Genomic DNA, 22,267 nt, shown 5'->3' on the forward strand with positions numbered 1-22,267 from the left:
TTTACCTTTTTGGCGATTGGTAGCATCGTCCCGGCGTTGAACCAGGAGGACGATGTATGAGAATTTCAGTGCTGGCGTTGCTTAGCTTGGCGTTCGCTTATCCAGCGAGTGCCGCGTGCAACAAAGACATTTTGTCGATCACCGCGTGGTCGATAAAGCCAGTCAACACCCAGACAAACGAGTTGACGGTCACGATGACTTACAACGGCGCTAAGCCATCCAAGATGATCGACGCCACTTTCGGCTTCACGGACGCGTTGGGTGGAAGAATAGCAGCAGCGGCAGTCAACCGCGATTTGAAGGTGGAACCTGGCGAGAGCTTCACGCAGGTGGGGAAATGGGGGACCAACACGTTCGAGCGGCTTCTGACGCTAGATCGCGATGACGTACAGGCTGAGACATGCGTCCGGTCGATACTACTCAGAGACGGGTCTAAGGAGACGTTCAACTAGATAAGTTGAGGCCGTCAAAAACGACGGTTGACGCCTATCGTTACGTTATTCAGCCGATAGCCGGTGTCGACGATAATGTCGTTGTTCGCCCTTTGGTACGGGCGGTCCGTGAAATCATAGTGCAGGAACTCACCCTTCACGGACCACTGCTCCGTAATCGAATACTCGACGCCGCCGCCGATGACCCAACCTGCATGGGTTCGATCAATCTCGCCCCTATCGGATCCCCTTTGGGAGACCGCTTCGAGCTTGGAAAAGCCGACGCCGCCAGTTGTGTAAAGCAAGACGTCGGAGAAACTATACCCGAACCGCGCTTTGGCTGATCCAACCCACTGAGCATCGCTTTCGCACGACCAACTTCTACCTGGGCATCGAGCAGACCCCTGTACATGAGCTTTAGCCGCTTCTGCGTTAATACCCACAACCCAGCTACCGATTTGCCAGTCGTACCCTATTTGGGCGCCGGCAAGTAGACCGCTCCCATCGTGGTTTACCTGGTTATTCGGCGAGCCGCCGGGCAGTGGGCGGAACCACCAATCGAAATCGGCGAGGCTGCCACCTAGATGTGCCCCGAGGTATGCTCCGTCCCAATCCGTGGCAGAGCTTGGGCTGTGAAGCCCACAAACCATGGCTACAACGAATAATGACGCGATCGATCTCTTCAACTGACAGCCTCCCAAGCTTGGGGCCATCCTTAAGCAGGAGCGTCAGCTACGCAATCTGTGATTTTGTACCCGCAAATGAAAGGCCCGCTTAACCTGAGCCTACGAGGATTCTCGCTCGCGGATCGACTCGGCCTCTCGATCGATCTCTGAGCAATACCGAACATCCATCGTCCTGAGGATGGCGGCTTCCTCACGGCGCACAATGTTGCCAGTGATCTGAAGCCAGTATGCGACCTCGATGTTCGAAACCCGCATCACTCCGTTGAAGCCTGAGTTCTGGGACGAGCGGATGTCCCAGAACCATTCCCAGAGTACGCTCCCCTCATCGGGGAACTCGACTTCCGGACTATCGATTTCGAACGCTTCATTGCGTTCCCGCCGCGTCAACCCGTCCTTATCGCGGACGCTGTCGTAGCGAGCCGTTATTTCGACGGCTTGGCAGAGGGCTTCGCCAAGCTCTTGGTAAAATTTGCACGCTCCTCCGAGGCCGCGGACACCTGGTCATAGATCCAGCCGGCTTCCTCGACCACTTCACGGGCCATCTCCATCGAATGTTCCGGCTTCTCGCCCTTCCAGTCGTGGTCGCCCCAGTCCCAGGAAGCAATGGCAGCTGCTGCCTTGTCGAGCAGTTCGTCCTCGACCTTCGACGAGGTGAGCTTCTTCTTCCGGCTGGCGAGCAGCTTGTCACTGTGCTGACGGGAGATGCGCTTTACCGCGTCACTTTCCGCCGACCGGATCATGAAGCGGATGCCAATCAGTTCGTCCGAGTCCGGCGCCGTGAGCTTCAGTTCGAAGAGGTCTTCGGAGTTTACGAGCTGTGAAATGTCCATATTCTAAGCCTCTTACGTAGCGTTGACGCGGATTGGGAGCTGGTTCAGGCCGACAGTGAACCGTTCGAGTTCGAAGTCGTCGGAACCGCCGCCCGGGTAGAGAGGGCCGGACACGACGCCGCGGCTGTAGAAGATCGTGTTCAGGCCACCCGTGGTGAGCTTGTCGTTGCGCTCGATCTTGATCGCCATGTTGTCCTGGTTCAGCGGGTCGCCAAATGTGCGAAGGATCACCTGACCGGCGTCCGAAGCTACGGACGCGACTTCGATCTGCGGGCTGCCGGCGCTTGCCGTACCCTTCTGCTGCTGCCCAACAGCTTCATCCAGCGTGTTGTAGCTGTTCATGTTGGACGTGGCGCCGAAGTCACCGATGTTGCCGACCTTGCCAACCTGGACCCATGTCAGAGCGGCAAAGGTAGTGGAGGTGAGATCGGTGTTCTGGGCAAGAGCGCAGACGTAGACTTTGCTCCCGAATTTCGTAGCTTTATTGGGCATTGCTTAGGTCTCCGGTTCGAAGGCGATGTATGGGATGGTGACGGGGACGTTCATGCGGTCCTCGTCTTTGATGGGGCGCGATGCCCATGGTTCGCTGTTGATCGTGATCTTCACACCAGAAGCGAATATCGTTTGAGCCTTGAAGTGGCTGATGATCTGATCGGAGACGTCGATCGCGTCGATGATCGCCGAGCCAATCGGCCACATGACGCTCACCTGGACCATGCCAATCTTCTGCTGCGGGTCATCGCCGAGTGTGATCTGCCGCGTCCTGTTGGGCATGAAGTCGTATTTCAGGAACTTCGGTGGCTTGGTCTGGCCGGACGGCGGGAACGTGATGCCTGGCGTAGCGATCGGCAGAACGTCCGGTAAGCCCTTGAGATGCTGCAAAAGCGCAGCGAAGATCATTGCGTCAGTGCCAGTGGCCATGTACCGGTTGCCTATGTCAGAAAAGCCGCCCCTATCGGACAGCGAGGTTCATGAAGCGCTGCACAACGCATGGATGGCGCTTGCCCGCGAGGAAGGCTCGACGGAGTTTGGCAACAACATGCTGAAAGCCGCCAGGCTGTCGCTGTTCTCGTTCATGATGGCGATGATGATGAAGTCGGAAGGCCTTACAGACCGAATGCCTTCTTCACCTTCTCTGCATTCCGGTTCACATGGACGTCCCAGTTCTGAACCGCCGAGCGAACAAAGCCCGCCGGCGCCCGGCCATTAGCGCCGTATTCCTGGTGGCCCGCGTATGCTGCGGTATAGCCGAAATATAGATCATCCTCGAGCGAGGCCCCGGCAATCACCGCTTCGATCGTGCTGAAGTCGAAACTGTAGGTCTTGCCATCGACCGGGTTCAATGCCCCATTGATCCTTGGCATTGCTGCCGTAGAGGCGAGAAGCGATTGCTGCAGGAAGCCGGTATCGAAGGGCATCTTGCCGCCTTCGCTGTCGAGCGTCTGCATCTCCTTCACGACATCAGCCGCGCTCTGGTTGCGAACTGCCTCGACGGCTTCCGGGATATCCTTTGCCCAACCAGCGACCTGCGCGGCGAACGATAGCGTAGCCATCAGACTGCCCGAGCACGGTAGCGGCGCAACCCGGCCGCGATATAGTCTATCTCGTATTCCATGCGGCACTTGCAGCCGATGCGGTGGCGGGCCGGCGCGCGCGGGTCATGCGGGTACATCAGCATCGTGCCATCTGCTGCCACAAATGGCTGGTCGACCGGAATGCCTTTCTTCTTCGACTGAGCGGCAAGCTGGATATGCTGCAGCCTGGGCTTCTCCGATCCAGAATGCTTCCAGATCTTCGTGACTTCGTTGGCGGCGATCTTGCCGGACCCGATCTGCTGGCGGATGGCGTTATCGCGGACCGAGAACAGCGCCGTCCGCGTTTCTTCCAGCCCGATCGTCTCGCCGCGGAGGAGAAGGTTCCTGTCAGCCAGGCGACGGATGATCTTGCCGACCATCTCGGCATCCACTGCCCTGCCCTCGCGAATGGCCTTCAGAACCGATCGGTCGAAGCGACGATCCCTCGTGGCGAGTTCAAGGTACTGCCTCATTAATGCCGGGTCGCCGGAAAGCAACTTCGCGCGTGCTCCATTCTCGCCGTAGATGAACTCTACCTGCCGAGAGGTAAGCCCGATCGTTCCGCCCTCACGCCGGCCGGTGATCCTGCTCATGCGCCCGACGACGTCGAGAGCCGTTGCTGTTGGGTTCCGACCTGCGGCCAGCCCTGCTTCAAACGCAGTTCGCAGCGCGAGCCTCTGGTCTTCGGTGATATTCGTGACCAAGGTCGACGACTGCTCTCGGATCAGCCTTTCGGCCTCCATATTGCGAACGCCGAACTGAAAAAGAACGCGCGTCCCATCCGGTGCAATCAGCGATGGAAGGCTCTGAACCATGCCAAGCCCGCCGGCGTTGAACGCTTCACGCAGGGACATTTCCAGCGCCGCGAATGCTTCTGGCTCAAACTGTACCGCCGCCACTGCGCCCGCGATGTCGCCGCGCTCTAACCGTTCCACGATCGTTTTGAGCACGACAGCCGATTTGATTGCCTCAACGGCCTCGCGGAAAGCCGCGGCAATCCTAGGCGGGTACTGCGCGAGGAGTTCGTCGATCGTCATTGCATGCGACCCTGCACGATGAAGACGACGTTCGTCAGTCCGTCGTAGTTGTTCGGATCACTGGCGATGACATGATAGGTCTTGCCACCGGCTGTCACGATGTCGCCGACGCTGGGCTCGATCGCGAGGCCCACGCTGCTGATGTAGATCTGCCTGTCTGCGGTCGTGATGGTCGTCCCGTTCACGTAGCGCTGATCATAGGTCATCGGCACCAGAACGGCCGGGTGCGGGTCTGGCGTCGGGTCTCCACCAACCATTGGGTCGGGTTGGATCTCGCGCGTCACGGAGCCAGTCTGGCCGAACTCGGAGATCAGATCGTCGGCAACAGCCTGCATCTCTGCATAGTCAAACGTTGCCATTTCAGACCACCAGTACGGCTGGAAGGACCGGGGTCATAAACTGCCAGAGAAGGCACTCGATGACCGTTACCACTGGCGTCGCCAGCTTTACGAGATCGTCGACATCAGTCGCGCTGGAAGAGGCATACTCGATTTCCAGCTGGCCTACTTTCTTCCGCTTCGCCATCGACGAGCCGGTAACCACCGGGCTCAATATCCCGGGCTTGCCGTATTCAAGCCAAGCAGCCTCGAATGATGCGTTGGCGATCGCCACCGGCACAACGCCATTCGGAATTGCTTGTCCATAGTAAGTGGAGGCGCCATAGCGGCCCCATGCGTGCGCCTGCTCATAACCGCCAGAGCGAACGCCCGAGAAGTGAAGCTCATAGCGATCGATCGCCGATGCGCCGCGGTTCCATGCCGCCGCAACCTTTATAGGGTCAGCGTCGGAAGGAAGGACATAGCCAGCTTCAGCCCAGTAGGCTTTCATCGCGTCTACGGTCAGATACCCGGCCATGTTCATTCTCCTGGGAGGAAGTCGCCCCGGCAGTTGCCCGCCGGGGTCAGTGGTTACGACTGCTTGTTCAGTTCAACGAACGCCGCCTTGTCGTCGGCGCTCATCGTCGGGAACTCAGCCACATCGTCCTTGCGAAGCGACTTAGTGACCTCGGCATCGCCCTTGACGATGACGAACCAGCCGGGGCTCTTTTCCTTGATGGCGAACTCGGGCGTGGTGCCGTTGTCCTTCGGCTGGCTGGCAGCTTCGAGAGATGCCTTCAAGCCGACGATCTCGCCATTCAGGGTCTCAATGGTCGCATCGCGCTCGCCAACCGTCGTCGTGAGGTCGGTGTTCTCGGAGGTCAGACGGCCGATCTCGGCGACCTGCTCCTCGAACTTCTTGCGCAGATCGTCCATCTGCTCTGCCGTCACTCGGACGGCTCCGCTGGCATCAGCAGAACCGAGCTCGTCCTCTTCAGCCTCGCCGTCGAGCTCGAAGAAATCGAGGCCCTTGGCATGGCTTTCGAGCGTCTTGTTCAGCCGGACGGTCTTTGTCTGACCCGGCAGAACGAAGACGACGCCGGTCAGGGTGTGAATACCCTGAGGCGCCTTGCTGCTGTTGGTGACTTCCATCGTTCCGTTCTCCTTACGGTGCCGGGGTGATTTCGTCGCCATAGGCGGCTGCGCCAGGCAGGCGCCATTCCGTGCCACCGGTGCGGGCGATGAGGCCGGTTTCGAAGCCCATGATGGACTTCTGACGCGGCTGCAGCGCGCGGCGCGGCATAGGCAGGTGGAAGCGAAGGACTTCTTCATCCTTGCGATAAACCACCATGCGACCGCCACCGTTCTGCGATGCCTTGGCAAGCTCGCGGAGCGGCTGGATGTCCAGCGGCTGGTTGGTCTCAGCCGTGTAGACGTTGTTCTTGCGCAGGTATTCGAGCGCGGTGATGTAACCATCGCCGGCGCCGAGGCGCTTGGTGGCGATGTACCGGAAAGCCGCTGGCGGAAGGCGGAGCGTGTCGACCCATTCGACTTCGCTGGTGTTGGTGCGAACGCTGGAAATCAGGTCGTTCACATCGCGCAGCATCTGGTCGACGGTCTTGTTCGCCCAGAAGGTGGTGGCGCCGGTGCCATCGGCAGCGACCGTGACGCGGGCAACGCCCGGGTTGTTGGCGAAGCCGGTCCAGTTCTTCTCGGTATTGCCGATGATGGCGATCGAGTTGAGCAGGCGCTCGACCTTGTCGGCGGCCGACAGGGCCTTGGTCGAGTTCAGGTCGATGCCATAGAGCGCCGCCTGATTGACCTCCTCCAGATTCCATTCCCAGCCGGAGCCGATCATGGCGAAGTCGGTGCTCGACTGGTCGCGAATAGCCTGGTTGAACGGCATGTCGGTGCCAGCGCCAGAGAGGAACTTGGCCTCGCCGGCAGTGTCGACGGTGAAGAACGTCGTGCCGATCGCCCATGCGTTGCCTTCCGTCACCACGGGCACGGTGGCGCCGTAGTTGAACGTCGGATAACGGCGCTGGTAGATCTTGGTCTCGATGTTCCGCCCCTGCGCCAGGACAAACGGATAAGCCGCCTGGGCATCAGCAAAGGGCTGACGAATGATCTGGTTCATGGCTTATGCGCTCCTGTGCTTGAGCGACACTTCGACGATCGCTTCCGCGGCGCCTGTGGTGTCGAAGAATGCGTCGGGGATCGGACCGACGATGTTCGTGCCGGCTGCGGCGACGAAACGGTCGGTGACGGTGTTGTAGTAGACGGGGTCGCCGTCAACGACACCGCCGACACCTGCTCGAACGTACATCTGACCATCGGTCATGAACGCGCCGGTGAAATACTGCGGGTAGCCATCGACGAGCGTTGCGCCCGGTGCGACCGGCGGGACGGCAGGGGTCAGGACAGCGAGGCCCATGAACTTGCCACCAGCCGCGAGAGGAATGACGCCATGATCGCCAGCGCCGCGCTGGACAGGCTGACCGAACTTGACGCCAGCTGCGTTCTCGACGGTCCGGCTGACCTTGTTGCACTTCTCCTCGCTGGCGATCTGGCCAGGCAGGCCCTTCGGAGGCGTTTCGGTATACGTGGTCTGGTAGGTAGCCATTGAAGCGCCTCCTTAGTTGACCGTTGGGGAAGTCTTGCCCGCCTTCATGTCGGCAACCATCTGCGCATAGGCATCGGTCACGACCTTGTCGGCATCAGCGGTGGGAGTGACGCCGTCCTTGACGACAGCGGCAAAAGGATCAGCGCCGGCGATCTTCTTGGCGTCTTCAGCCAGGATGTCGAAGCGAGCGTCGACGTAGGCGTCGGCCTTGCCAGCCACTGCAGCATCGCCGAGCTTGGCGGTGACGACAGCCTTGCGGATTGCCGCATCGGACAGGCCAACAGTCTTGACGTCCTTGACGATCGATGCTGCCAGCGTGATCAGGTCGGCGCGATCCTGCACGCGCTTGTCGAGATCGGCGTCGGACAGCACCTTGGCCTTCTCGGCGTCGAGTGCAGCGTCCTTCTTGGCAAGTTCAGCGTCCTTGGCAGCCAGCGCGGCGAGGTGCGCAGCGTCAGCCGTGCTCATCTTGCTGTTGGCATCTTCCAGCCGCTTGAGCAGCGTGTTGATGACCGTGGCGCCCTGGTCGGTCACCTCGACCGGGATACCATCGACGGTTACCGTCTTCAGGGTCATGATCTTTTCCTTCTGAGGTTGATGATCATTGATCGGGGCAATGCCCCACACATCGGAGGCACCATCGCCTATCCGAGCCATAGAACCGGCCCGGCCGCGATCTACGATTGCCAGGTGGTTGATCTTGATGTTGGTCTGGGTGGCGTTGAACGGCTCGCCTTCAGGCGTCATGCCGTCGCCCCACACCAGTTCGCAGGTATAGCCGGCAGACAGCTCACGCTTGCCGCTCTCGACCGCTGCGATGGCCGTGCGATCCTTGAGGATCAACGGCAGGTGCACCCATTCGCCGTCCTTCTTGGCGGCTGTGCTCACCTCGCCGACTGCCAGATCCTTCCAGTTGCCGTCGTTCACGGCTTCCGCTGGATGGTTCATGGTCACTGGCGCGTGGGTGAAGCTCTGAAGGCTGTCCTGGGCGAAGACCTGCTCTGCTGGGCGGTAGACGCGAACCACCTGCATGTCAGGCTTCCCGACTTCATCGCCGGAGTAAAGCTGGATGCCGGTGCGAACCGACCGAGCCTCGGCAACAAGGTATCCGTCGCCAGTCCGGCGGGTGCCCGACAGCGTGACTGAATCAGTGAATTGCATTGCTTCGCCTCAAGGAAGGAGCAAGTGTAGGAATGCAACCTGTGGAGGCTACATGACTGGATTCTCTAAGCCGTACGTCGTCTTCTTCGAGGACCTCGGGAGGGGGCCTGAGTATATCCGAGAAGGATACCTGCCCGAAGAACTCGGTGGCACGATCCCTAATGTAGGAGATTTTGTGCTTTATCCGGGCGTTCCGCAGCATGCGGATCGCGGAGACGCCGCTGCTTATACTGTTTACGAAGTGCTAAAACGCTACTTTCAGCCGCAGTCTTCCGAGAAGTATGGGGCTAGGATTCATCTGGTCGTTCAGAGCCGGCCGGGTCGACAAGACGAGATAGAGATACTGGTCAGGTCGTAATGTGCTTCACCGCCCACATGACAGCTTCATCTACCTTGGTCTCTACGAGCAATATCCCTACGGTTGTCGAAGGGGTTTGCTTGATATTTTGCGGCACTTGAAATATATTCTCGCTAAGGTCGCGTTCGCTTTGGGCGTTAGCTGATAGGGACCGCGAAAGCGGGGCATGAGAGCAGCGATCTACCACCCCCCCTTTTTCTTCCTCAACGAGATCATGTCCAACCGACGTTTGCCGGCTTTCACGTCGCCAACGTAGTGGTAGCCAATCCCGTCAATCTCCGCCTTTATGACGAACCGGGGTAACGTACTTTTGTGCGTTTCGGGCGGGTGTATTATTCCCGACCTGACGATCTGAGGTAGCTTCTCAAAGTCCGCAGCTGTGACAGCTATTTGCCCTCTTGGAGTCTCTACCTTTGGGTTCCCATGGTTCTTCAGTGTGTGGGAGATCGACTGATTGCTCACAGAATGTCGGAAACCACGAACATCGACGCCGGTCACCTTTTTGATGGCCCCGGGTCTGACAACTGCGGCGAACTCTACATGAACTGTCGCATTCTGCCCTGCCAGACGCCCTGCCTGCCCAATACTCTCCGAGGTCGGTACAAACCTGCCGTCTCCACCCCTCGGGTGCTTGGCCGGGTCAAACGCTTTTTGGCTTCCGCGATTTCTTCGCTTTCGCGCGTCCTCGAAAGGGCGCGCCACCGAATGGCGCACCTCCGTCTTCAGTCACACCTTCTTTCCAGTCTTCCTTGACCTCTGCGAACAGTTCCGGTCCGAGGATGATCTCACCCTGATATGGCGCCACGTCGGCAAGATCTGGTGCATCCGGATCGTAGCTGATCGTGATGTGAGGCTGGTACTCGGGATGATCCCAAGACGCGCCAGCTTCCTTGATGCTCTCGTGCCGCCACTGCAGCTCGCTCGCCTTGAACAGCAGTACGCGGGCTTCCCCGAACTGCTCCATCAAGCGCGGGCCACCGGCGGCGACCTTTAGCTCGTTCTGCCAGCTCTCACCGATCGACATCCAGTCCACCGGCGTGCGGCTGAAGGCGATCGTGACATGCAGGTCATCGGCCGGGAGCGTGGTCTTGAACCCCTGCCCCTTTGCCCATGCGATCAAATCCGCAGCGTTCAGCACCTTGCGGGACACGTAGAGCGTCCGCGGAGCGGCGTCGTTCGCTGCCTGCTGCATCCGCACCACGTTGTTGGCGTTCGCCTGCTGCGCGGCTGCTGACGCGGCAAGCTCGGCCTCGGATGGCTCTTGCTCGCCAATCTCTCCGAACTCGTCGACTGCATCCTCAAGGCCTGGCAGAACACCATCCTCGACGAGGCGATTGACCAAGGCACGCGATACCGCATCACGAGCAATGATTTCCTGACCTGTCCCGCTACCGACGAGCTGCCTTGCGGCGTCTGCAGTGGTCTTGAATATCTCCGCCCGTTCCTTCTCGCTCATCTGCTCGAGAGGCGCCCAGACCGAGTGAACCTCCGCCGGCCGCGATCCGAGGGCCGATCTGATCAGGCACTCATCAGCGATCTGCAACGCCGGCGAGATCTCCAGCTCCTGGATGGACTGGATCCGATCGTGGTAGTTCTTCATGTCCGAGGTGCCGGTCGCGCTCATGCCTGCAGGCGACTGGCCAAGCAGGCGTGTGACCGGGATATCAGCGGCGCCAGACACGATCTGCATGAAAGCCATGAGGATGTCGGTCAGGCCCGCGAGCTGCGCGCCCTTGGTCTCGTATTCCTCTTCCTTGTCGAGGAGCAGCGTGCCGTTGATGCCCTTCGACATGTTGGCCAGCGTATAGCGCTCGATGATCTTCGCCTTGTACCGCTCGTCGCCGAGCGAGGCCATGAAGTTTGGAATGCGGATCACATCGACCTTCGCCTCGAACACCAGCGAGGCAATGTTGCCGGCCGTGCTGTCAGCGTTTTTGATGGCATCGAGCGTTGCTGTCAGGACGCTGTCGCCCCATCCGTCCAGCGCGTTGAACGTCATCAGGCTGTCGGGCTGGCGAGCGCCGACGAACAGGATCAGACGCGATGGGTGAATTCGCACCATCACGTTGGCGCCGGTCACCTCGTGATAGGAAGGCTTGCCATGATACGGGCTTGTCACGTCCTGCTCGATCGGGCCTGCCGTCATGTCACGGCGGGAAAGGACCGTGAGGTACTTCAGTCCACCTTGGTTGACCGTTGCCGGATCGAGCGGCTTCTCCGGGTTCTGGTCGCCAGTCCCGATGAAGATCGCAGAGCCGCCGAACAAACGCGCCTTCGTCAGCGCATCGAGCACCTTGCCCTTGTAGTTCAGCCGGATCTCTTCCGCCTCGATCAGCTCGATGTCGGTCGCCTTGGCCTGCCAGTCACGCCACTTACGGCAGCTGTCCAGCGCCGGGATGTCGACGATCTTGCGCGGGAGCCAGGAGCCACGATAGGCAGCAAGGGCCTGCTCATCGGTCATCACCGGGTGGGTGTAGAAGACCGTGGCGGCCTTGTCCCTGTCTGTGCCCATGCGGGACACAAGACTGGTCAGGCTGTCATTGAGCATCGCGATCCTCAGATGTTCTGGAGGGTGAAGGTGCTGGCGCTGAGCAGCGCGTTGAAGGCGCGGCTCGTGCTGTCAGCATCATCATCGTGTTTCGCTTCAGGGAAGCTTTCGAGCGAGTTGAACCATGCATCGTTCCAAGGCGCGCGAAGCACAGCGACATTGCCGGCTTCGGCCTGGGCAGAGAACGGACTAAAGCGCGTGATCTTGTCGCCCGATTCCGGCGATGACCGGACATCGAAGCCCGACAGCATCTTCGTTAGGTTGATGATCTGCGACTTGCCCGCCTGCCCCGGATCCTGCGGCAGTGAAATTTGCGTCTCGATACCATCAGCATCAGCCGTGTTCTTGATCAGCCGCTCTACACCGGACGGTGACAGGTGATCGGTGACATGATGCCCGACGATGTAGCTCCCATCTGGCAGCTTGCCGATTTTCGTTCCGGCCGTCGCATCCGGATCCTTGCCTTCGACCTTTGGCGTTGAAGCCAAGTCCCAACCTCGCATCCAGCGGACGCCGGCAGGAACAGCATCGACGACGCGGCACCATCCGCGCTGGAACAGAAGTCCGGCAGCTGGCCTGATCTTCCAGTTGCCGCCGAGGAGGCGTTCCCGTTCGACCGTAGGCTGGGCCATGAGGTTGGCGAGATAGCCAGGATCGGCCGCCATCAGCATGGCGTTGTCGCTGAGCTTAGCCGGGATAAACGTCACCGACTTCGCCGGGATAGGATCGCCGGTCAGCGGGTTTGTGTGGTGTGCAAGCTCCCCGGGGCTGTCCGCCCATATGATCGTGTCGCCGATGCGGATGAACCAGCGAAGGACGCCGGCCCGCTCTGCAATGGCAAAGCCTGTCGCCTGGTCGATCCACCAGGATATGAACTCGGCAACCCAGCTGTCAGCATCGGGGTTGCATGTCGCTCTCACGTAAGGCCGAACGCCACACATCGAGCGGTTACGGCTGAGCATGTACCAGAACTGCTTGGCGCTGAAATGGGTCAGCTCGTCGAAGCAGATGAGCGGGATCTGCGACCCCTGCCAGTTATAGATCGTCTTCTCGTGTTCGAGGTGGGCGAAGGAGACGCCGGCACCCGATGGGAACGACCAGCTCAAGTCCGGCGCCGATCGCGGGTTCGCGCTCAGGTGCGGATAGAGCTTCTCGCTCTCGTCCCAGAGACCACCTTCGTTCCTGACCTGCGTCAGGTTCCTTCGGAAGAATACAGCGCCGAATGCCGGGTTGCCGATATGGCGCAGCGGTTCCATCAGCAGCGCCCAGGTCTTGCCACCTCCTGCCGCGCCACCGTAGATGGCGATGTCTGCCGGCGACGATAGGAACGTTGTCTGTGGGCCCGCTTGCGGACGGATGATTGTCTGGGCTGCCTCGCCCTGGTCAACTCCTGCCATTATCGGGCAACTGGAAGATCGTCACCGGTGACACTGGCACCGGCAAGTCCTTTCCATCCTTCCCTGTCAGCTCGCGCCGATTGGTGTAGCTTCCGCCGACTTCCTCTGCCGCCTGCTTGAGGAGCGAGGATGCGAGAACCATGTTGCCGCTCGTTTCGGCCTTGTCTGCCATGCGCTGAAGAGCGCGAAGACGAACGGCGCGGTGGCTGATGGCGATCGATGCGGTATCTTCGAGGAACGTCTTGCGTGTCTCTTCAAACAGCGCTCGCCACTTCGGTGCAAGACCGGACGCTGCCTTCTTGTTCGGGTCATGACTCTCGACAAGTTGCCGGCTTACGCCGATTCCGAACTCAGTCTTGACTGATCCTGCCACAATGGACGGGCTGTCAAAGCAAGCTAGCGCCTGAACAATGTAGGTTTTTACGTCGTCTGAGAGCTTGGCTTTAGCCATCGTTGTGTCAAAGTCCGGTCAAATGCGGAGGAGCGAAGATGGTCAAGAAGTTAGGCCGCAAAGAGCAGCAAATAATGGACTTCCTTCATGAGCGGGTATTCGACCCGATCTTGGCGTCAGGTGAAGCTTCAGAGAGCTTGAAGCGCGGCATCCGGTACACGAAGATGCGGATGGAAGAGCGAGACGCTCCTGGCATGGTGAAGTACTATTGGTCCGCTATTGTCGGTACCGAACCTAGCATCAACTTCGCGGCGCTCATGCGCAACGAAGGCTTCGCTCGCTTCGAAGAGGCGATAGATGAATTCCGTATGCGCTTCGATGATACATTTCTTCGCGCAAAACCCTAGGACGCGCGCAGCTGGCACGTCCCACATGCATGTTCGATACGAGCGCGAGCTATCTCGGGTGGACGGTTGGCTGCATCAACCATCTCCCGAACGCCTGATGCATCTGTACCATAGCGACGGACTACACCGACGAACTGCTCGACGTCATGCCCGCGGATAGTGAACACCGGTTCGCCTGTGCTCTTACTGAACTTAGGCTGACCGAATGCATCCACTTCTTGGGCAGCGTGGTACAGCTCGTGCTCGACCAAGGCCATGAACTCGGCATCTCCACACTGTGCGCAGTAGGCGGCATCGAGGGTGATGATGAAGTCCGGCACAGAGCCGAACCATTCTTCCACCTGCATGACTGCACGAGCGCGGGACCACTTGCCCATTGCGCCCTGCGGTGATCCTGTCTCGCACTGACCGATTACGCGACGGCCCTTGCTGTTGTTCTCGATGGCTGTCCAGAGGAAGCCGATGCTAGCATTTGCGAGGTGGGCGTGATCGGGGTTGGCGACAGTGGAAGCCTCATCGAAGAACGTTGCCTCTACCCATGCCGTGACTTCAGGTGCAGGCTCGAATGGCTTGCCGTCGATCTCGCTCATGGATTCGGGTGGGTAAGGTCTCATGCTTATGCCGCCTTAGGCGAATGGTCCTGGAACGCGGGCTCACTCATCTCAACTTGCCTAATCCAGTTCTGCGGAGGAAGAGGCTCGGGAGATGAGATCACGACAACCATTCGGCCTCACTCTCCCTATGAGAAGAAAGGAGGTGCTAGATGGACCAAGCTCTAACTCTACTGACTATCGTCGTCATGCTGATACAGATCGTCGACGCAATCGAAGCGAAGCTGTAATGCCGCCATCTCTACCCTATCAGGGTACAGATTGAGGCACCGGAATGGAGGCGGGCCGATGTGGCCTCGCCTCCTTGTTTGAAGAACGGAAATCAGAAGCGCATTCGACCGGCGTCGAGACTGAGCCCGTGGGTGTCGTAGCTCTCGCGGTAGACCGGTTTGAGTTCGCCGATCTTGCGGAATGCTGTGACGCCGGCCTCTCGCATGAAGCGCCAGGCATGGCCGTAGTCGATGCGCAACGCGAGCCGAGCAAAGTCGGCAACGATCAGGGCGACGGATGCGAGGATGTCATACAGGCGGTAGAAGCCGAACATGAAGCTATGGCTGCGCATGCTGTTTCCTTTCTGCAGGTTGAAACGCGAAAAGCCCGCTGGCCGGGTCACAACACCGGGGCGGGCTTCAACTGGTACGGAAATCTCTCTAGCCGTTTTCTCTGCGCTAGGCGCAAATCACGACCATATTCACTACATAGCGCACTCAGAACCTGAAGAAAATACCAGTCAAGCACGCATTCGCAGTTTTCCTGCGTTTTCATAGCCGAAATGCACCGCCAATGCGGTCAGGCCTTGCTTCAGCATCTCGATGTAGGCGCGCTGCAGGTTCTTGCTCTGGGTCAGCTCTGTGACTGCCCTGCCCTCGCCGGCGACTTTGACCATGACGTCGTAGCCGATGCCCAGCACCCGCCGGCAGTCTGCAAGATCGATCCCCGCCTGGATCTGGCGATCTGAAAGCGCCGAACGTGGACCGCCACCGTCGACGAGTTCGCGGCTGTAATCGAACGATCCTGCACCCGCACCGCCCAGGGATTCCCAGATTGTCCGGAATCGCTCACCTGCCTTCACCTGCGCCTGGTCTATCGAACCGCGCTGCTCAAGCGTTACGAGCGCGCTTTCCTTCAGGTTCTTGATGCCGGTGACCTTCTTCGGGTTCCAATGCTCGCCGTCGTGCGCCGGGTTGTGGAGAGGATTATCGATTTCGTCGAGAACCGGCATGGTCTGCCGGTTGCCGATCGCCGCAAGGCTGACATTGCCGAGCTTTGTCTTCCGTGTTTTCTTTACCGCCATCTTCGTTCCCTCGCCTTACGCCCGTTCGACCTGGATAGTTCTGCCCCCGCCGAGGAACAGCATTTCAGCTTTCATGCGGGCCGAGCTGGTCGGCTTCGCATCGAATGTCTCGCCGCGGATCGGCCGGCCGTTCATGAAGGCGACCAGATGTTTCAGCGCTTCTTCGGCAGCCTCGCCCTTCGTGGCGAACACCTTCGGCCTGTCGGCTTCGGCCATGATCGGAGCCGGGTGAGCATCACGGCATAGGCGAAGCATTGCCCAGTATCCAAAACCGCCCGGGATACGATGGGCATAGGCGCTATATTTATTCATTCGATCCATCCCTTCCGGAAAGCTGTCGCGACTAGGCCGGCGGCGTTGCCGGCGTCGAGCGTCTGAATTGCCCGCTGAATGTCGTTGTTGACCATGTGGACGCTGAGCTTGAGATCGGCGGCGATGCGCTTGGCTGGTCTCCCGGTGGAGATCGCATCGATGACCTGCAGCTGTCGGCGCGAAATGCCAATCACCTGCATGTCTTCCTGCAACGTGACCATCATGCCGCCTCCTGAGACTGCGAGACCTGACCAGCTTGTGGCGCCCAGACTTCATCGATTGCCCAAAGGTGGACAGCGCCGGTCGGCAGCTCACGCTTCTTGGTAAGATTGTTGAACGTCTCGTGGCTCTTGCACTCGCGGAGGAACACGAACCCTGCTCGCTGCAGCTCCTCAGCGCGCAGCCGGTGTGTGATGCGCAGATCGTTGAAGCCTTGTGCATGGGTATGCCTCGGCGTGGCTTCGGACTTGGCGTTGAATATGGCCCGGGCGCGCGCCAAGTCCTCGACCATCGGTGCATCCTCTGCCCGGGCGAGGATGGCGAACTCCGGCGCGTTCGGGATGAACGCCCGGTGGATCTCGTATTCGCCGCGGATGATCTTCGCCACGACGCGCTTCAGCGCCGATCCGGATATGCCCTTAAGGGCGAAAGCGTAGACAGCCGGCGCCATGTCAGGCGAAAGCGCGGAAGGCAGGGATAGGCCGGATGACAGCAGAGACTTGATCGCCTCGGCCACATGCGCCTCATTGCTCGGCGCCAGCTTGTCAGTGAGAACGGATATCTCGGCTTTCAAGGTCGAGAGTGTTGCCGGCAAATTCGTCATCGTTGATAATTCCTAGTTTCCGGTCGAATGCTTTGATGGCTGCTTGGTGGCGCTGCTGATGCGGCGTCAGGCTTGGACGCTGTCCGGGAGGCGGCTGCGCTCGCTCCCATGTCCCGGCAGACCTTCGACGGTCGAAGGCGTCTTGAATGGCCGGCACGAAATAGGCCCAGGATCGCGCAGGACGCGTGAGTTTGCTCGCGGTGGAGCGGATGGCCGGCAGAACGTCGAGATCGACGTCAGCCCCCGCTAGGATCAGTTCCATGACGGGTCCGACGACAAACCCACCACTTGGCTGGATCTTATCGCCGGCAGCCTCTCGCATTTTGCTTTCGAGGATCGTCGGATCGAGCGCGGCGCCTGCTGATGCTTCGTTAGAAGCAGAAGCAGTAAGGTTGTCGGTTAAAGGTGGCACGCGCGTGTATGTGCTTTTGCTTTGCACATGCATTGCATTTGCATCTGACGGCTGCTTTTTCGGCTTCGAATAACGGGACTCTGCGGCGGCGCGGCGTTTCTCGATGATGTCATCGGCCTTCGAAAGCTCGGCGTCGATGCGCTTGTGCGTCCAGTTGGGGCCAAACAGCATGGCGATCACGTCGCGGCTCTCCTCCCACTGCTCGACCGTCATGCGGGCGACACGGGCGATGAGCTTTTCGTTTTGTGGAAGATGGCCGTTCTGCCAATAGTGCATGATCAGCAGCAGGTAGGCGCCGTGCTCTGCAGCGTTCAGGTGCCCGGTGTCTGACAGGTAGTCCGCGATGTGAAGCGGCATCCACGCCCGGTTACTCATTTCCACACCTCGACATCGATGTTGTAGGCGGCTTTGATGAGCTTCTGGACGCGCTTGAAATCCTTGGTGACGACGCCCTTTACGTCGATCGTCCGAAACCTGCCGTCCCGGTCATGGTCGATGAAACAGAAGTCGGCGCGGTAGGTGCCGATGATCTGACCATTGACGATCAGTTCGAATTTTCGCTGAAGCACGAGGCCGGAGATGCGGCCTGCGCGCTCGAGGTTCTTGAGGTCGCTGTAGACCTCGCTCTCGCGTTTGCTGTCGAACGTGATGCCGTCGACGACCGTGCGCCTGGCGCCGAACTTGTTGCCCTTCTTCGCACGCCTCTTGCCGTGTTCGATCATGGCGAGCTCGGCGCGGTACTGGCGGCGGGACAGGACCTCGGTCATGCGGAGCCCCTCTCGTCATATCCGGCGTAGCGGACGAGCTTCTTCGTCACTAACGGGGCTGGGCCGACGACTGCCGGCGCCGGAGCGCGTTCGAGGTATGCGGCGTTCATCGCAGCGTTGATACGGCGATCGACGTCAGGCGGGGCTATGCCAGTCTCCGCGGCGATGCGCTCAACGTCTGGGCCGTAGGTGGGGAAGGCTTGCTCGAAGGTCATGCGGCTACCTCATCCTGCTCGATCGAGATCGGCGCGCCTGTGATCCTGCGTTGCGCGATATCGGCATATTCGGGATTGAGTTCGACCATGACGCTGCGAAGTCCAAGCTGCTCGGCAACGAGTGAGACTGTGCCGGCACCACCGAACGGGTCGAAGACGACGCCGGGTTCGGTACCGAAGACCTCGCATATTGGGCCACATCCAGACGGCGCTCCACAGCAGGCGCATATGAGCTTCGGCGTGCCAGCCTTCATGCACCGTTCGGCAAGCGCAGGCGGGAACGTAGCGAAATGAGCGCCGCTGAACGCCTTTGGCGTTATAGTCCAGACGTTGCGGGCATTTCGCGTTTCGACCAGGTCGCCAGTCGCGGCAGCGAAACTCGGCTTCGACTTGCGAAACGGATCCGTTTCTTCAGCAACCTTTGAAACAACTCGGTCCCGACCTCGATCGTTTTCGCCAGCGTTGATCCGATCGAGATGACCCCAGCCGACACCTGTGTCTGACTTCTTGCGAGACACCGGAATTCGATCGACATTCTGCCGACTGTTCTTGCCGGGCTTGCGAGCATGCGCCGTGCCAGTCGTCGGCTCCCTGATCGCCTCGTGATCGTAGAAATAGTCCTCACCCTTCGAGAGAAGCCAGACTTTCTCGTGTGATGTCGTCGGACGGTCGTAGACGGATTCCGGCATTGGGTTTGGCTTGTGCCAGATGATCTCCGAACGCACCCACCAGCCATCATCCTGCAGGGCGATAGCCAGACGGTTCGGGATCATGCAAAGATCCTTCGGTTTCAGGTACCCACCTGGTCGAATCGTCCTGCCGCTATCAGCTCTGTATGCTTCCTTTGCGCCTGCGCGCTGTGGCCCCCTAGTGTCAGGCTGAAGGATCGGCCCGACCGTCGAGAACGGCTTGTCGCGAAAGGTGCGGTCGTCGCTGCCGTCTGCCTTATAAGCCGCGGCCGACTTGCCGTTTGGCTGTGCAGCGTAGCAGTCACCATAGTTCAGCCAGAGCGTGCCGCGAGGCTTCAGGACGCGCCAGACTTCACGGAAGACGGCAACCATTACCTCGAGGTGTTGACCCAGCGTCGGCTCAAGACCGATCTGTCCGGCAACACCGTAGTCACGAAGGCCCCAGTAAGGCGGAGACGTCACCACGCAATCGACCGAGTTCGCTGGCATTGCGCGCATGGCTTCGATGCAGTCACCGACATGCATGGTGCAACGCCCGTCGAGTAGTGTTCGGGTAGCTATCACGATGCGCTCTCCCTACGCTGGAGAGCCGACCGGAGGCGTTCAAGCGTCCGCGTCACGCAAGCAAGCTTGATGTGCTGGTAGCCGTTGTCCTGCTTCGCCATGCGGGCCTTAAGTCCTTCGGCGATGTCGGACTGGACGGTGATCTCTTGGGTAAGGAGTTCGATGTCGGTCATGCCGCCCTCGACTGCTCGATCGCATACCCCGCCCACTGATCAGCCATCGCCGCAGCAATGCCGGTAAAAAAGCGGGAGCGTTCCTTCCAGCGATCTGGGCCGGGGGGCATGCGATGCACGCGCGCTTCGCGACCATCTACCACGTTCGTTGGGACGAGCGGGGGCCGGCCCTTGAGCCAAAAACAGGTGCGCTTGACTTCGGGATGACCGAACTGCCACGGCTGAACGCTCTGGGCAAACTCCCCGTAGTTTTCAATCCGCTCTTTGGCGTGCCGATGCATGACGGGGTTCTCGATCGCGATACGATCAATCGGCGCGTTCCAGAACGATGAGAACAAGGCGGCACCCTCGTCCAGTTCCGCCCACATCTGCTCAGCAGTCTTGCCCGGAGGTGGCGACGACAACCACCGAACACCTGAATTGCAAAGGCGGGTGCATGGTGGGTGCGCCACCATGAGCATGTCCCAGCCGTCGTTGAGCAGATCGCGCGCATCGCCAGTGATGTGGCGATTGCTTCCGTCTTCGGCCGGCAGAAGATCGCAAGACCATGCGTCGTGTCCGCGATCGAGAAACGCGTTTCGAACTGTCCCGGAGAACTCGCAGGCAACGAGAATTTTCATGCTCCTCATTGTTCATTCTCCTCTGTCAGCTCTGGGCAAATCCATTCCGCGAGGCCCGCGGCGCTATCTCTCAGCCACAGTGCGAGCGACTGTCTCCGCTCGAAGCTGAGCCATCTGACGAAGAGCGGCGGTCTTGGCTTTGTAGTCAGCATGGGCGTCCCTCGCCTCCCTCAGGGCTTCGGCTGTTTCGAAAAGCTCGACCATCTGGAAGTGCTTGACGACACGGCTCTCGTTGTTCCACCACCCGCGAAGGCGGCGTTCTGTCCATTGATTTTCAGGGTCGTCGCGGTGAGGAAAGCGTGCACGCAGTTCGCGGCAGGCGGCACGGAACATGTCGCCTACATGGCGCCTCGCTCCGATCTCCTCGACCAAGAAGTTTGCTGTTGCTACGTCACTCATTTTCCTGCGGGCGCCCTGTTTTAAGTTTCCCGAATGTCCGGGTGAGATTTCCGATTTCATGCTCGGCTCCTGTGCGATCTTTGGCTCGTTCGAAGGAGCTACAGATGCGCAGGACCGATGATAGAAAAGACGGCGGTGATCGCCTTGCAGGGCTTTCGCCCGCCGTCTCCGGTCCGCCTGGGCCAACCGTTCTAAAGTTTCCAAACCGCAGAGCCGAACCGCCATCCGGCTTTGCCGCCGAATCTTCTCCGCCGGAGGCTTCGGCACCTTTCGTAGCGCTGGGTCCGATCGTCCAAGCCGTTGTTCTCAGGCTCAAAGACGATCGGGTCAGGCTGCGAGTTGAACGGGTCCATACCGATCGGGAGGATTCATTCGGACTGGACCCGGATTGACGGGCTGGGAGGAGGTCAGCCCGTCAATTGATCAGCCGAGCCAAGCGAATGGCCTCTGGCTGGGTGTTGTCGTCTTGGCTCTTGTGCTCGTGGGCCGCGGCTTTCGAGCCGATCAGCAGAGCAGCGATGAAGAAACCGGCAGGCGCTCCGAAGACGGATCGGACGAGAGCGCCGAGTAGGAACTGGCTCATGCTGACCTCACAGGGCGCTGGACGGGTTTGCGAACGAGGCCGACGCCGCGCTCAATTGCGCGCTGTGCCATTGCATCGATCGAGGATGGGGAGAGGATCGGTGTCATGCCGTCTCGAGCTCCCGCATCGCGGCCAGGCAATTCTGGCAGTGGTTCTTTCCCGATCCGCCGCAGACTTCTTCGCCGGGGTGCCGGCAATGAGGTCGCAGGAGGAGGATGGGATGGTCGGCCGGGCGGCTGGTACTGAACGGCGACCCGGCCTGCTGTGTTGCGGCGTACTGGGGTTGAGCTACTTGATCATCTGGGCACTCTCCTGTGTTGGCGTCGGCGCGGTGAAGTGCCGGCTCAGTTGCCGGTGGCTCGCTCTCGACGCTGGGGGCTTCGGCTTCACCATGAGAGGCCGGAGCGATTTCGGAATTGGCGACGGTTCCGCTCTCGGTACCGACAACTGTCAAGCTCATGTCGTCGGCTTTAACGGTGTCGTTCTGGTTTTCCGCCACACCTGCGTCAGTCCCGTTGGTAGACATTTTGAGGCCGTCTTGAACGGAGCCGAAGCCATCCAGCCTTCTTGTCGCCGTTTCCGGCTGATTGATTGCGACCCGTGCCGAAACCGTCGTCACTGTGCGCGAAGCCTGAAGGGGCTTTGCTGGCGATCTGACCGGAGCGGCCGCTGCCGGCTCGTCGTCCCGCTCGAATGGTTCGGGAATCATGCCGAGGGCTGCAAGGTAGGTATCGAGGATGAGTTCCTGCTCGGTGCGCTCGTGCTCGTCCTTCTTGCGGAGGGCGATGACCATCTTCATGATCTTGGTGTCGTAGCCCATGCCCTTGGCCTCGCCGTAGACATCCTTGATGTCGTCAGCGATGGTCTTCTTCTCTTCTTCGAGACGTTCGATCCGCTCAATGAAGGCGCGGAGCTGGTCGCGGGCTACGCCGTGTGCGTCGGTCATGCTGATATCGCCTTCCTGGAAGATGTGTGCCGGGTAGCAAGCCACTGCCAATCGACGCCCGCGATGCTCTTCCGAGCTGCGGCCGCAATCACACCATTC

General features: G+C 59.9%; 34 protein-coding genes and 1 pseudogene. 3 read left to right on the forward strand and 32 right to left on the reverse strand.

From position 1 onward, the window contains the following. The first annotated feature begins 56 nt into the window (after positions 1–56). The gene (locus IFT66_RS10360; RefSeq protein WP_192077556.1) at positions 57–452 is read left to right on the forward strand and encodes a hypothetical protein; all 396 of its coding nucleotides are present in this window, start codon (positions 57–59) and stop codon (positions 450–452) included. A gap of 14 nt (positions 453–466) precedes the next feature. Here IFT66_RS10360 and IFT66_RS10365 read toward each other — a convergent pair whose 3' ends face one another. The 13 genes from IFT66_RS10365 to IFT66_RS10425 form a co-directional block, all read right to left on the reverse strand. Continuing rightward, positions 467–1,117 carry an outer membrane protein gene (locus IFT66_RS10365; protein ID WP_192077557.1) on the reverse strand — a complete coding sequence of 217 codons (651 nt, stop codon included), beginning with the start codon at positions 1,115–1,117 and terminating at the stop codon, positions 467–469. A 99-nt stretch (positions 1,118–1,216) separates the two neighbouring features. Beyond that, on the reverse strand, positions 1,217–1,504 hold the full coding sequence (locus tag IFT66_RS10370; protein ID WP_199864804.1) for a hypothetical protein: 288 nt from the start codon (positions 1,502–1,504) through the stop codon (positions 1,217–1,219). Positions 1,505–1,539: 35 nt separating this feature from the next. Then, on the reverse strand, positions 1,540–1,947 hold the full coding sequence (locus IFT66_RS10375; protein WP_192077558.1) for a hypothetical protein: 408 nt from the start codon (positions 1,945–1,947) through the stop codon (positions 1,540–1,542). Positions 1,948–1,959: 12 nt separating this feature from the next. After that, positions 1,960–2,439, reverse strand: coding sequence for a hypothetical protein (locus IFT66_RS10380; RefSeq protein ID WP_192077559.1), 480 nt, complete (start codon positions 2,437–2,439; stop codon positions 1,960–1,962). A 3-nt stretch (positions 2,440–2,442) separates the two neighbouring features. Beyond that, entirely contained in the window at positions 2,443–2,868 is a 426-nt protein-coding gene (locus tag IFT66_RS10385) for a phage tail terminator-like protein (RefSeq protein WP_192077560.1), read from the reverse strand. A gap of 185 nt (positions 2,869–3,053) precedes the next feature. Beyond that, positions 3,054–3,500 carry an HK97 gp10 family phage protein gene (locus IFT66_RS10390; RefSeq protein WP_192077561.1) on the reverse strand — a complete coding sequence of 149 codons (447 nt, stop codon included), beginning with the start codon at positions 3,498–3,500 and terminating at the stop codon, positions 3,054–3,056. Continuing rightward, positions 3,500–4,558: a head morphogenesis protein gene (locus tag IFT66_RS10395; protein ID WP_192077562.1), complete on the reverse strand. Its 1,059-nt coding sequence runs from the start codon at positions 4,556–4,558 to the stop codon at positions 3,500–3,502. Before IFT66_RS10395 ends, IFT66_RS10390 begins: the two co-directional genes overlap by 1 nt. Then, on the reverse strand, positions 4,555–4,917 hold the full coding sequence (locus tag IFT66_RS10400; RefSeq protein ID WP_192077563.1) for a hypothetical protein: 363 nt from the start codon (positions 4,915–4,917) through the stop codon (positions 4,555–4,557). Before IFT66_RS10400 ends, IFT66_RS10395 begins: the two co-directional genes overlap by 4 nt. Before the next feature lies 1 nt (position 4,918). Continuing rightward, positions 4,919–5,413 carry a DnaT-like ssDNA-binding protein gene (locus tag IFT66_RS10405; RefSeq protein ID WP_192077564.1) on the reverse strand — a complete coding sequence of 165 codons (495 nt, stop codon included), beginning with the start codon at positions 5,411–5,413 and terminating at the stop codon, positions 4,919–4,921. Between the two features lie 53 nt (positions 5,414–5,466). Then, positions 5,467–6,027 carry a hypothetical protein gene (locus IFT66_RS10410; RefSeq protein WP_192077565.1) on the reverse strand — a complete coding sequence of 187 codons (561 nt, stop codon included), beginning with the start codon at positions 6,025–6,027 and terminating at the stop codon, positions 5,467–5,469. A 13-nt stretch (positions 6,028–6,040) separates the two neighbouring features. After that, positions 6,041–7,012 carry a DUF2184 domain-containing protein gene (locus IFT66_RS10415; RefSeq protein ID WP_192077566.1) on the reverse strand — a complete coding sequence of 324 codons (972 nt, stop codon included), beginning with the start codon at positions 7,010–7,012 and terminating at the stop codon, positions 6,041–6,043. Positions 7,013–7,015: 3 nt separating this feature from the next. Continuing rightward, the gene (locus tag IFT66_RS10420) at positions 7,016–7,498 is read right to left on the reverse strand and encodes a structural cement protein Gp24 (RefSeq protein ID WP_192077567.1); all 483 of its coding nucleotides are present in this window, start codon (positions 7,496–7,498) and stop codon (positions 7,016–7,018) included. Between the two features lie 12 nt (positions 7,499–7,510). Continuing rightward, positions 7,511–8,659 carry a DUF2213 domain-containing protein gene (locus IFT66_RS10425; protein ID WP_192077568.1) on the reverse strand — a complete coding sequence of 383 codons (1,149 nt, stop codon included), beginning with the start codon at positions 8,657–8,659 and terminating at the stop codon, positions 7,511–7,513. Between the two features lie 52 nt (positions 8,660–8,711). Between IFT66_RS10425 and IFT66_RS10430 the strand changes: the two genes are divergently transcribed. Next, entirely contained in the window at positions 8,712–9,017 is a 306-nt protein-coding gene (locus tag IFT66_RS10430) for a hypothetical protein (protein ID WP_192077569.1), read from the forward strand. A 180-nt stretch (positions 9,018–9,197) separates the two neighbouring features. On the opposite strand, the gene IFT66_RS23925 is transcribed toward IFT66_RS10430, so the two are convergent. From IFT66_RS23925 to IFT66_RS10450, 4 genes are read right to left on the reverse strand one after another with little or no spacing between them, the layout of a single operon-like run. Continuing rightward, a complete protein-coding gene (locus IFT66_RS23925; protein WP_446737879.1) occupies positions 9,198–9,731 on the reverse strand; it encodes a PBECR3 domain-containing polyvalent protein in 534 nt (177 codons plus the stop codon). Further along, the gene (locus IFT66_RS10440) at positions 9,658–11,565 is read right to left on the reverse strand and encodes an anti-CBASS protein Acb1 family protein (RefSeq protein ID WP_192077571.1); all 1,908 of its coding nucleotides are present in this window, start codon (positions 11,563–11,565) and stop codon (positions 9,658–9,660) included. Before IFT66_RS10440 ends, IFT66_RS23925 begins: the two co-directional genes overlap by 74 nt. Before the next feature lie 8 nt (positions 11,566–11,573). Further along, positions 11,574–12,962 carry a phage terminase large subunit gene (terL, locus tag IFT66_RS10445; protein WP_192077572.1) on the reverse strand — a complete coding sequence of 463 codons (1,389 nt, stop codon included), beginning with the start codon at positions 12,960–12,962 and terminating at the stop codon, positions 11,574–11,576. Next, a complete protein-coding gene (locus tag IFT66_RS10450; protein ID WP_192077573.1) occupies positions 12,949–13,413 on the reverse strand; it encodes a DUF2280 domain-containing protein in 465 nt (154 codons plus the stop codon). Before IFT66_RS10450 ends, terL begins: the two co-directional genes overlap by 14 nt. A gap of 38 nt (positions 13,414–13,451) precedes the next feature. Here IFT66_RS10450 and IFT66_RS10455 point away from each other — a divergent pair, with 38 nt between their 5' ends. Beyond that, a complete protein-coding gene (locus tag IFT66_RS10455) occupies positions 13,452–13,760 on the forward strand; it encodes a hypothetical protein (protein ID WP_192077574.1) in 309 nt (102 codons plus the stop codon). Here the strand turns inward: IFT66_RS10455 and IFT66_RS10460 are convergent. The 15 genes and pseudogenes from IFT66_RS10460 to IFT66_RS10530 form a co-directional block, all read right to left on the reverse strand. After that, the gene (locus IFT66_RS10460; protein ID WP_192077575.1) at positions 13,757–14,374 is read right to left on the reverse strand and encodes a putative metallopeptidase; all 618 of its coding nucleotides are present in this window, start codon (positions 14,372–14,374) and stop codon (positions 13,757–13,759) included. The genes IFT66_RS10455 and IFT66_RS10460 overlap by 4 nt on opposite strands. A gap of 319 nt (positions 14,375–14,693) precedes the next feature. Then, positions 14,694–14,933 (reverse strand): hypothetical protein, encoded by a 240-nt coding sequence (locus IFT66_RS10465; RefSeq protein ID WP_192077576.1) that lies wholly within the window; start codon positions 14,931–14,933, stop codon positions 14,694–14,696. Between the two features lie 168 nt (positions 14,934–15,101). Beyond that, entirely contained in the window at positions 15,102–15,665 is a 564-nt protein-coding gene (locus tag IFT66_RS10470; RefSeq protein ID WP_192077577.1) for a hypothetical protein, read from the reverse strand. 15 nt (positions 15,666–15,680) lie between these two features. After that, positions 15,681–15,977 (reverse strand): hypothetical protein, encoded by a 297-nt coding sequence (locus tag IFT66_RS10475; RefSeq protein WP_192077578.1) that lies wholly within the window; start codon positions 15,975–15,977, stop codon positions 15,681–15,683. Continuing rightward, the gene (locus IFT66_RS10480) at positions 15,974–16,201 is read right to left on the reverse strand and encodes a LuxR C-terminal-related transcriptional regulator (RefSeq protein WP_192077579.1); all 228 of its coding nucleotides are present in this window, start codon (positions 16,199–16,201) and stop codon (positions 15,974–15,976) included. The genes IFT66_RS10475 and IFT66_RS10480 overlap by 4 nt, the downstream gene beginning before the upstream one ends. Further along, positions 16,198–16,800 carry a hypothetical protein gene (locus IFT66_RS10485; protein ID WP_192077580.1) on the reverse strand — a complete coding sequence of 201 codons (603 nt, stop codon included), beginning with the start codon at positions 16,798–16,800 and terminating at the stop codon, positions 16,198–16,200. The genes IFT66_RS10480 and IFT66_RS10485 overlap by 4 nt, the downstream gene beginning before the upstream one ends. Then, positions 16,742–17,587 carry a YdaU family protein gene (locus IFT66_RS23530; protein WP_249406421.1) on the reverse strand — a complete coding sequence of 282 codons (846 nt, stop codon included), beginning with the start codon at positions 17,585–17,587 and terminating at the stop codon, positions 16,742–16,744. Before IFT66_RS23530 ends, IFT66_RS10485 begins: the two co-directional genes overlap by 59 nt. Next, positions 17,584–17,979 carry a DUF1064 domain-containing protein gene (locus tag IFT66_RS10495; protein WP_192077581.1) on the reverse strand — a complete coding sequence of 132 codons (396 nt, stop codon included), beginning with the start codon at positions 17,977–17,979 and terminating at the stop codon, positions 17,584–17,586. Before IFT66_RS10495 ends, IFT66_RS23530 begins: the two co-directional genes overlap by 4 nt. After that, a complete protein-coding gene (locus IFT66_RS10500; RefSeq protein WP_192077991.1) occupies positions 17,976–18,194 on the reverse strand; it encodes a hypothetical protein in 219 nt (72 codons plus the stop codon). Before IFT66_RS10500 ends, IFT66_RS10495 begins: the two co-directional genes overlap by 4 nt. Continuing rightward, positions 18,191–19,447, reverse strand: coding sequence for a DNA-methyltransferase (locus tag IFT66_RS10505; protein ID WP_446737880.1), 1,257 nt, complete (start codon positions 19,445–19,447; stop codon positions 18,191–18,193). The genes IFT66_RS10500 and IFT66_RS10505 overlap by 4 nt, the downstream gene beginning before the upstream one ends. Further along, positions 19,444–19,620: a hypothetical protein gene (locus IFT66_RS10510; RefSeq protein ID WP_192077582.1), complete on the reverse strand. Its 177-nt coding sequence runs from the start codon at positions 19,618–19,620 to the stop codon at positions 19,444–19,446. The genes IFT66_RS10505 and IFT66_RS10510 overlap by 4 nt, the downstream gene beginning before the upstream one ends. Beyond that, a complete protein-coding gene (locus IFT66_RS10515; protein ID WP_342344762.1) occupies positions 19,617–20,249 on the reverse strand; it encodes a hypothetical protein in 633 nt (210 codons plus the stop codon). Before IFT66_RS10515 ends, IFT66_RS10510 begins: the two co-directional genes overlap by 4 nt. 54 nt (positions 20,250–20,303) lie before the next feature. Then, positions 20,304–20,699: a hypothetical protein gene (locus IFT66_RS10520; RefSeq protein WP_249406422.1), complete on the reverse strand. Its 396-nt coding sequence runs from the start codon at positions 20,697–20,699 to the stop codon at positions 20,304–20,306. A gap of 355 nt (positions 20,700–21,054) precedes the next feature. Next, on the reverse strand, positions 21,055–21,222 hold the full coding sequence (locus tag IFT66_RS10525; RefSeq protein ID WP_192077584.1) for a hypothetical protein: 168 nt from the start codon (positions 21,220–21,222) through the stop codon (positions 21,055–21,057). A 688-nt stretch (positions 21,223–21,910) separates the two neighbouring features. After that, positions 21,911–22,168: pseudogene (locus tag IFT66_RS10530) on the reverse strand (DUF2312 domain-containing protein); the annotation flags it as partial. Positions 22,169–22,267 lie beyond the last annotated feature (99 nt).

This window comes from Rhizobium sp. CFBP 13726 (assembly GCF_014841925.1).
Classification (GTDB): domain Bacteria; phylum Pseudomonadota; class Alphaproteobacteria; order Rhizobiales; family Rhizobiaceae; genus Neorhizobium; species Neorhizobium soli.

Bases quoted from the DNA above. Each gene is read 5' to 3' on its own strand.
- IFT66_RS10360 (WP_192077556.1), top strand. From the start codon at position 57: ATGAGAATTTCAGTGCTGGCGTTGCTTAGCTTGGCGTTCGCTTATCCA.
- IFT66_RS10375 (WP_192077558.1), bottom strand. From the start codon at position 1,947: ATGGACATTTCACAGCTCGTAAACTCCGAAGACCTCTTCGAACTGAAG.
- IFT66_RS10380 (WP_192077559.1), bottom strand. From the start codon at position 2,439: ATGCCCAATAAAGCTACGAAATTCGGGAGCAAAGTCTACGTCTGCGCT.
- IFT66_RS10385 (WP_192077560.1), bottom strand. From the start codon at position 2,868: ATGGCCACTGGCACTGACGCAATGATCTTCGCTGCGCTTTTGCAGCAT.
- IFT66_RS10390 (WP_192077561.1), bottom strand. From the start codon at position 3,500: ATGGCTACGCTATCGTTCGCCGCGCAGGTCGCTGGTTGGGCAAAGGAT.
- IFT66_RS10395 (WP_192077562.1), bottom strand. From the start codon at position 4,558: ATGACGATCGACGAACTCCTCGCGCAGTACCCGCCTAGGATTGCCGCG.
- IFT66_RS10400 (WP_192077563.1), bottom strand. From the start codon at position 4,917: ATGGCAACGTTTGACTATGCAGAGATGCAGGCTGTTGCCGACGATCTG.
- IFT66_RS10405 (WP_192077564.1), bottom strand. From the start codon at position 5,413: ATGGCCGGGTATCTGACCGTAGACGCGATGAAAGCCTACTGGGCTGAA.
- IFT66_RS10410 (WP_192077565.1), bottom strand. From the start codon at position 6,027: ATGGAAGTCACCAACAGCAGCAAGGCGCCTCAGGGTATTCACACCCTG.
- IFT66_RS10415 (WP_192077566.1), bottom strand. From the start codon at position 7,012: ATGAACCAGATCATTCGTCAGCCCTTTGCTGATGCCCAGGCGGCTTAT.
- IFT66_RS10420 (WP_192077567.1), bottom strand. From the start codon at position 7,498: ATGGCTACCTACCAGACCACGTATACCGAAACGCCTCCGAAGGGCCTG.
- IFT66_RS10425 (WP_192077568.1), bottom strand. From the start codon at position 8,659: ATGCAATTCACTGATTCAGTCACGCTGTCGGGCACCCGCCGGACTGGC.
- IFT66_RS10430 (WP_192077569.1), top strand. From the start codon at position 8,712: ATGACTGGATTCTCTAAGCCGTACGTCGTCTTCTTCGAGGACCTCGGG.
- IFT66_RS10440 (WP_192077571.1), bottom strand. From the start codon at position 11,565: ATGCTCAATGACAGCCTGACCAGTCTTGTGTCCCGCATGGGCACAGAC.
- terL (WP_192077572.1), bottom strand. From the start codon at position 12,962: ATGGCAGGAGTTGACCAGGGCGAGGCAGCCCAGACAATCATCCGTCCG.
- IFT66_RS10450 (WP_192077573.1), bottom strand. From the start codon at position 13,413: ATGGCTAAAGCCAAGCTCTCAGACGACGTAAAAACCTACATTGTTCAG.
- IFT66_RS10455 (WP_192077574.1), top strand. From the start codon at position 13,452: ATGGTCAAGAAGTTAGGCCGCAAAGAGCAGCAAATAATGGACTTCCTT.
- IFT66_RS10460 (WP_192077575.1), bottom strand. From the start codon at position 14,374: ATGAGACCTTACCCACCCGAATCCATGAGCGAGATCGACGGCAAGCCA.
- IFT66_RS10465 (WP_192077576.1), bottom strand. From the start codon at position 14,933: ATGCGCAGCCATAGCTTCATGTTCGGCTTCTACCGCCTGTATGACATC.
- IFT66_RS10470 (WP_192077577.1), bottom strand. From the start codon at position 15,665: ATGGCGGTAAAGAAAACACGGAAGACAAAGCTCGGCAATGTCAGCCTT.
- IFT66_RS10475 (WP_192077578.1), bottom strand. From the start codon at position 15,977: ATGAATAAATATAGCGCCTATGCCCATCGTATCCCGGGCGGTTTTGGA.
- IFT66_RS10480 (WP_192077579.1), bottom strand. From the start codon at position 16,201: ATGATGGTCACGTTGCAGGAAGACATGCAGGTGATTGGCATTTCGCGC.
- IFT66_RS10485 (WP_192077580.1), bottom strand. From the start codon at position 16,800: ATGACGAATTTGCCGGCAACACTCTCGACCTTGAAAGCCGAGATATCC.
- IFT66_RS23530 (WP_249406421.1), bottom strand. From the start codon at position 17,587: ATGAGTAACCGGGCGTGGATGCCGCTTCACATCGCGGACTACCTGTCA.
- IFT66_RS10495 (WP_192077581.1), bottom strand. From the start codon at position 17,979: ATGACCGAGGTCCTGTCCCGCCGCCAGTACCGCGCCGAGCTCGCCATG.
- IFT66_RS10500 (WP_192077991.1), bottom strand. From the start codon at position 18,194: ATGACCTTCGAGCAAGCCTTCCCCACCTACGGCCCAGACGTTGAGCGC.
- IFT66_RS10510 (WP_192077582.1), bottom strand. From the start codon at position 19,620: ATGACCGACATCGAACTCCTTACCCAAGAGATCACCGTCCAGTCCGAC.
- IFT66_RS10515 (WP_342344762.1), bottom strand. From the start codon at position 20,249: ATGAGGAGCATGAAAATTCTCGTTGCCTGCGAGTTCTCCGGGACAGTT.
- IFT66_RS10520 (WP_249406422.1), bottom strand. From the start codon at position 20,699: ATGAAATCGGAAATCTCACCCGGACATTCGGGAAACTTAAAACAGGGC.
- IFT66_RS10525 (WP_192077584.1), bottom strand. From the start codon at position 21,222: ATGAGCCAGTTCCTACTCGGCGCTCTCGTCCGATCCGTCTTCGGAGCG.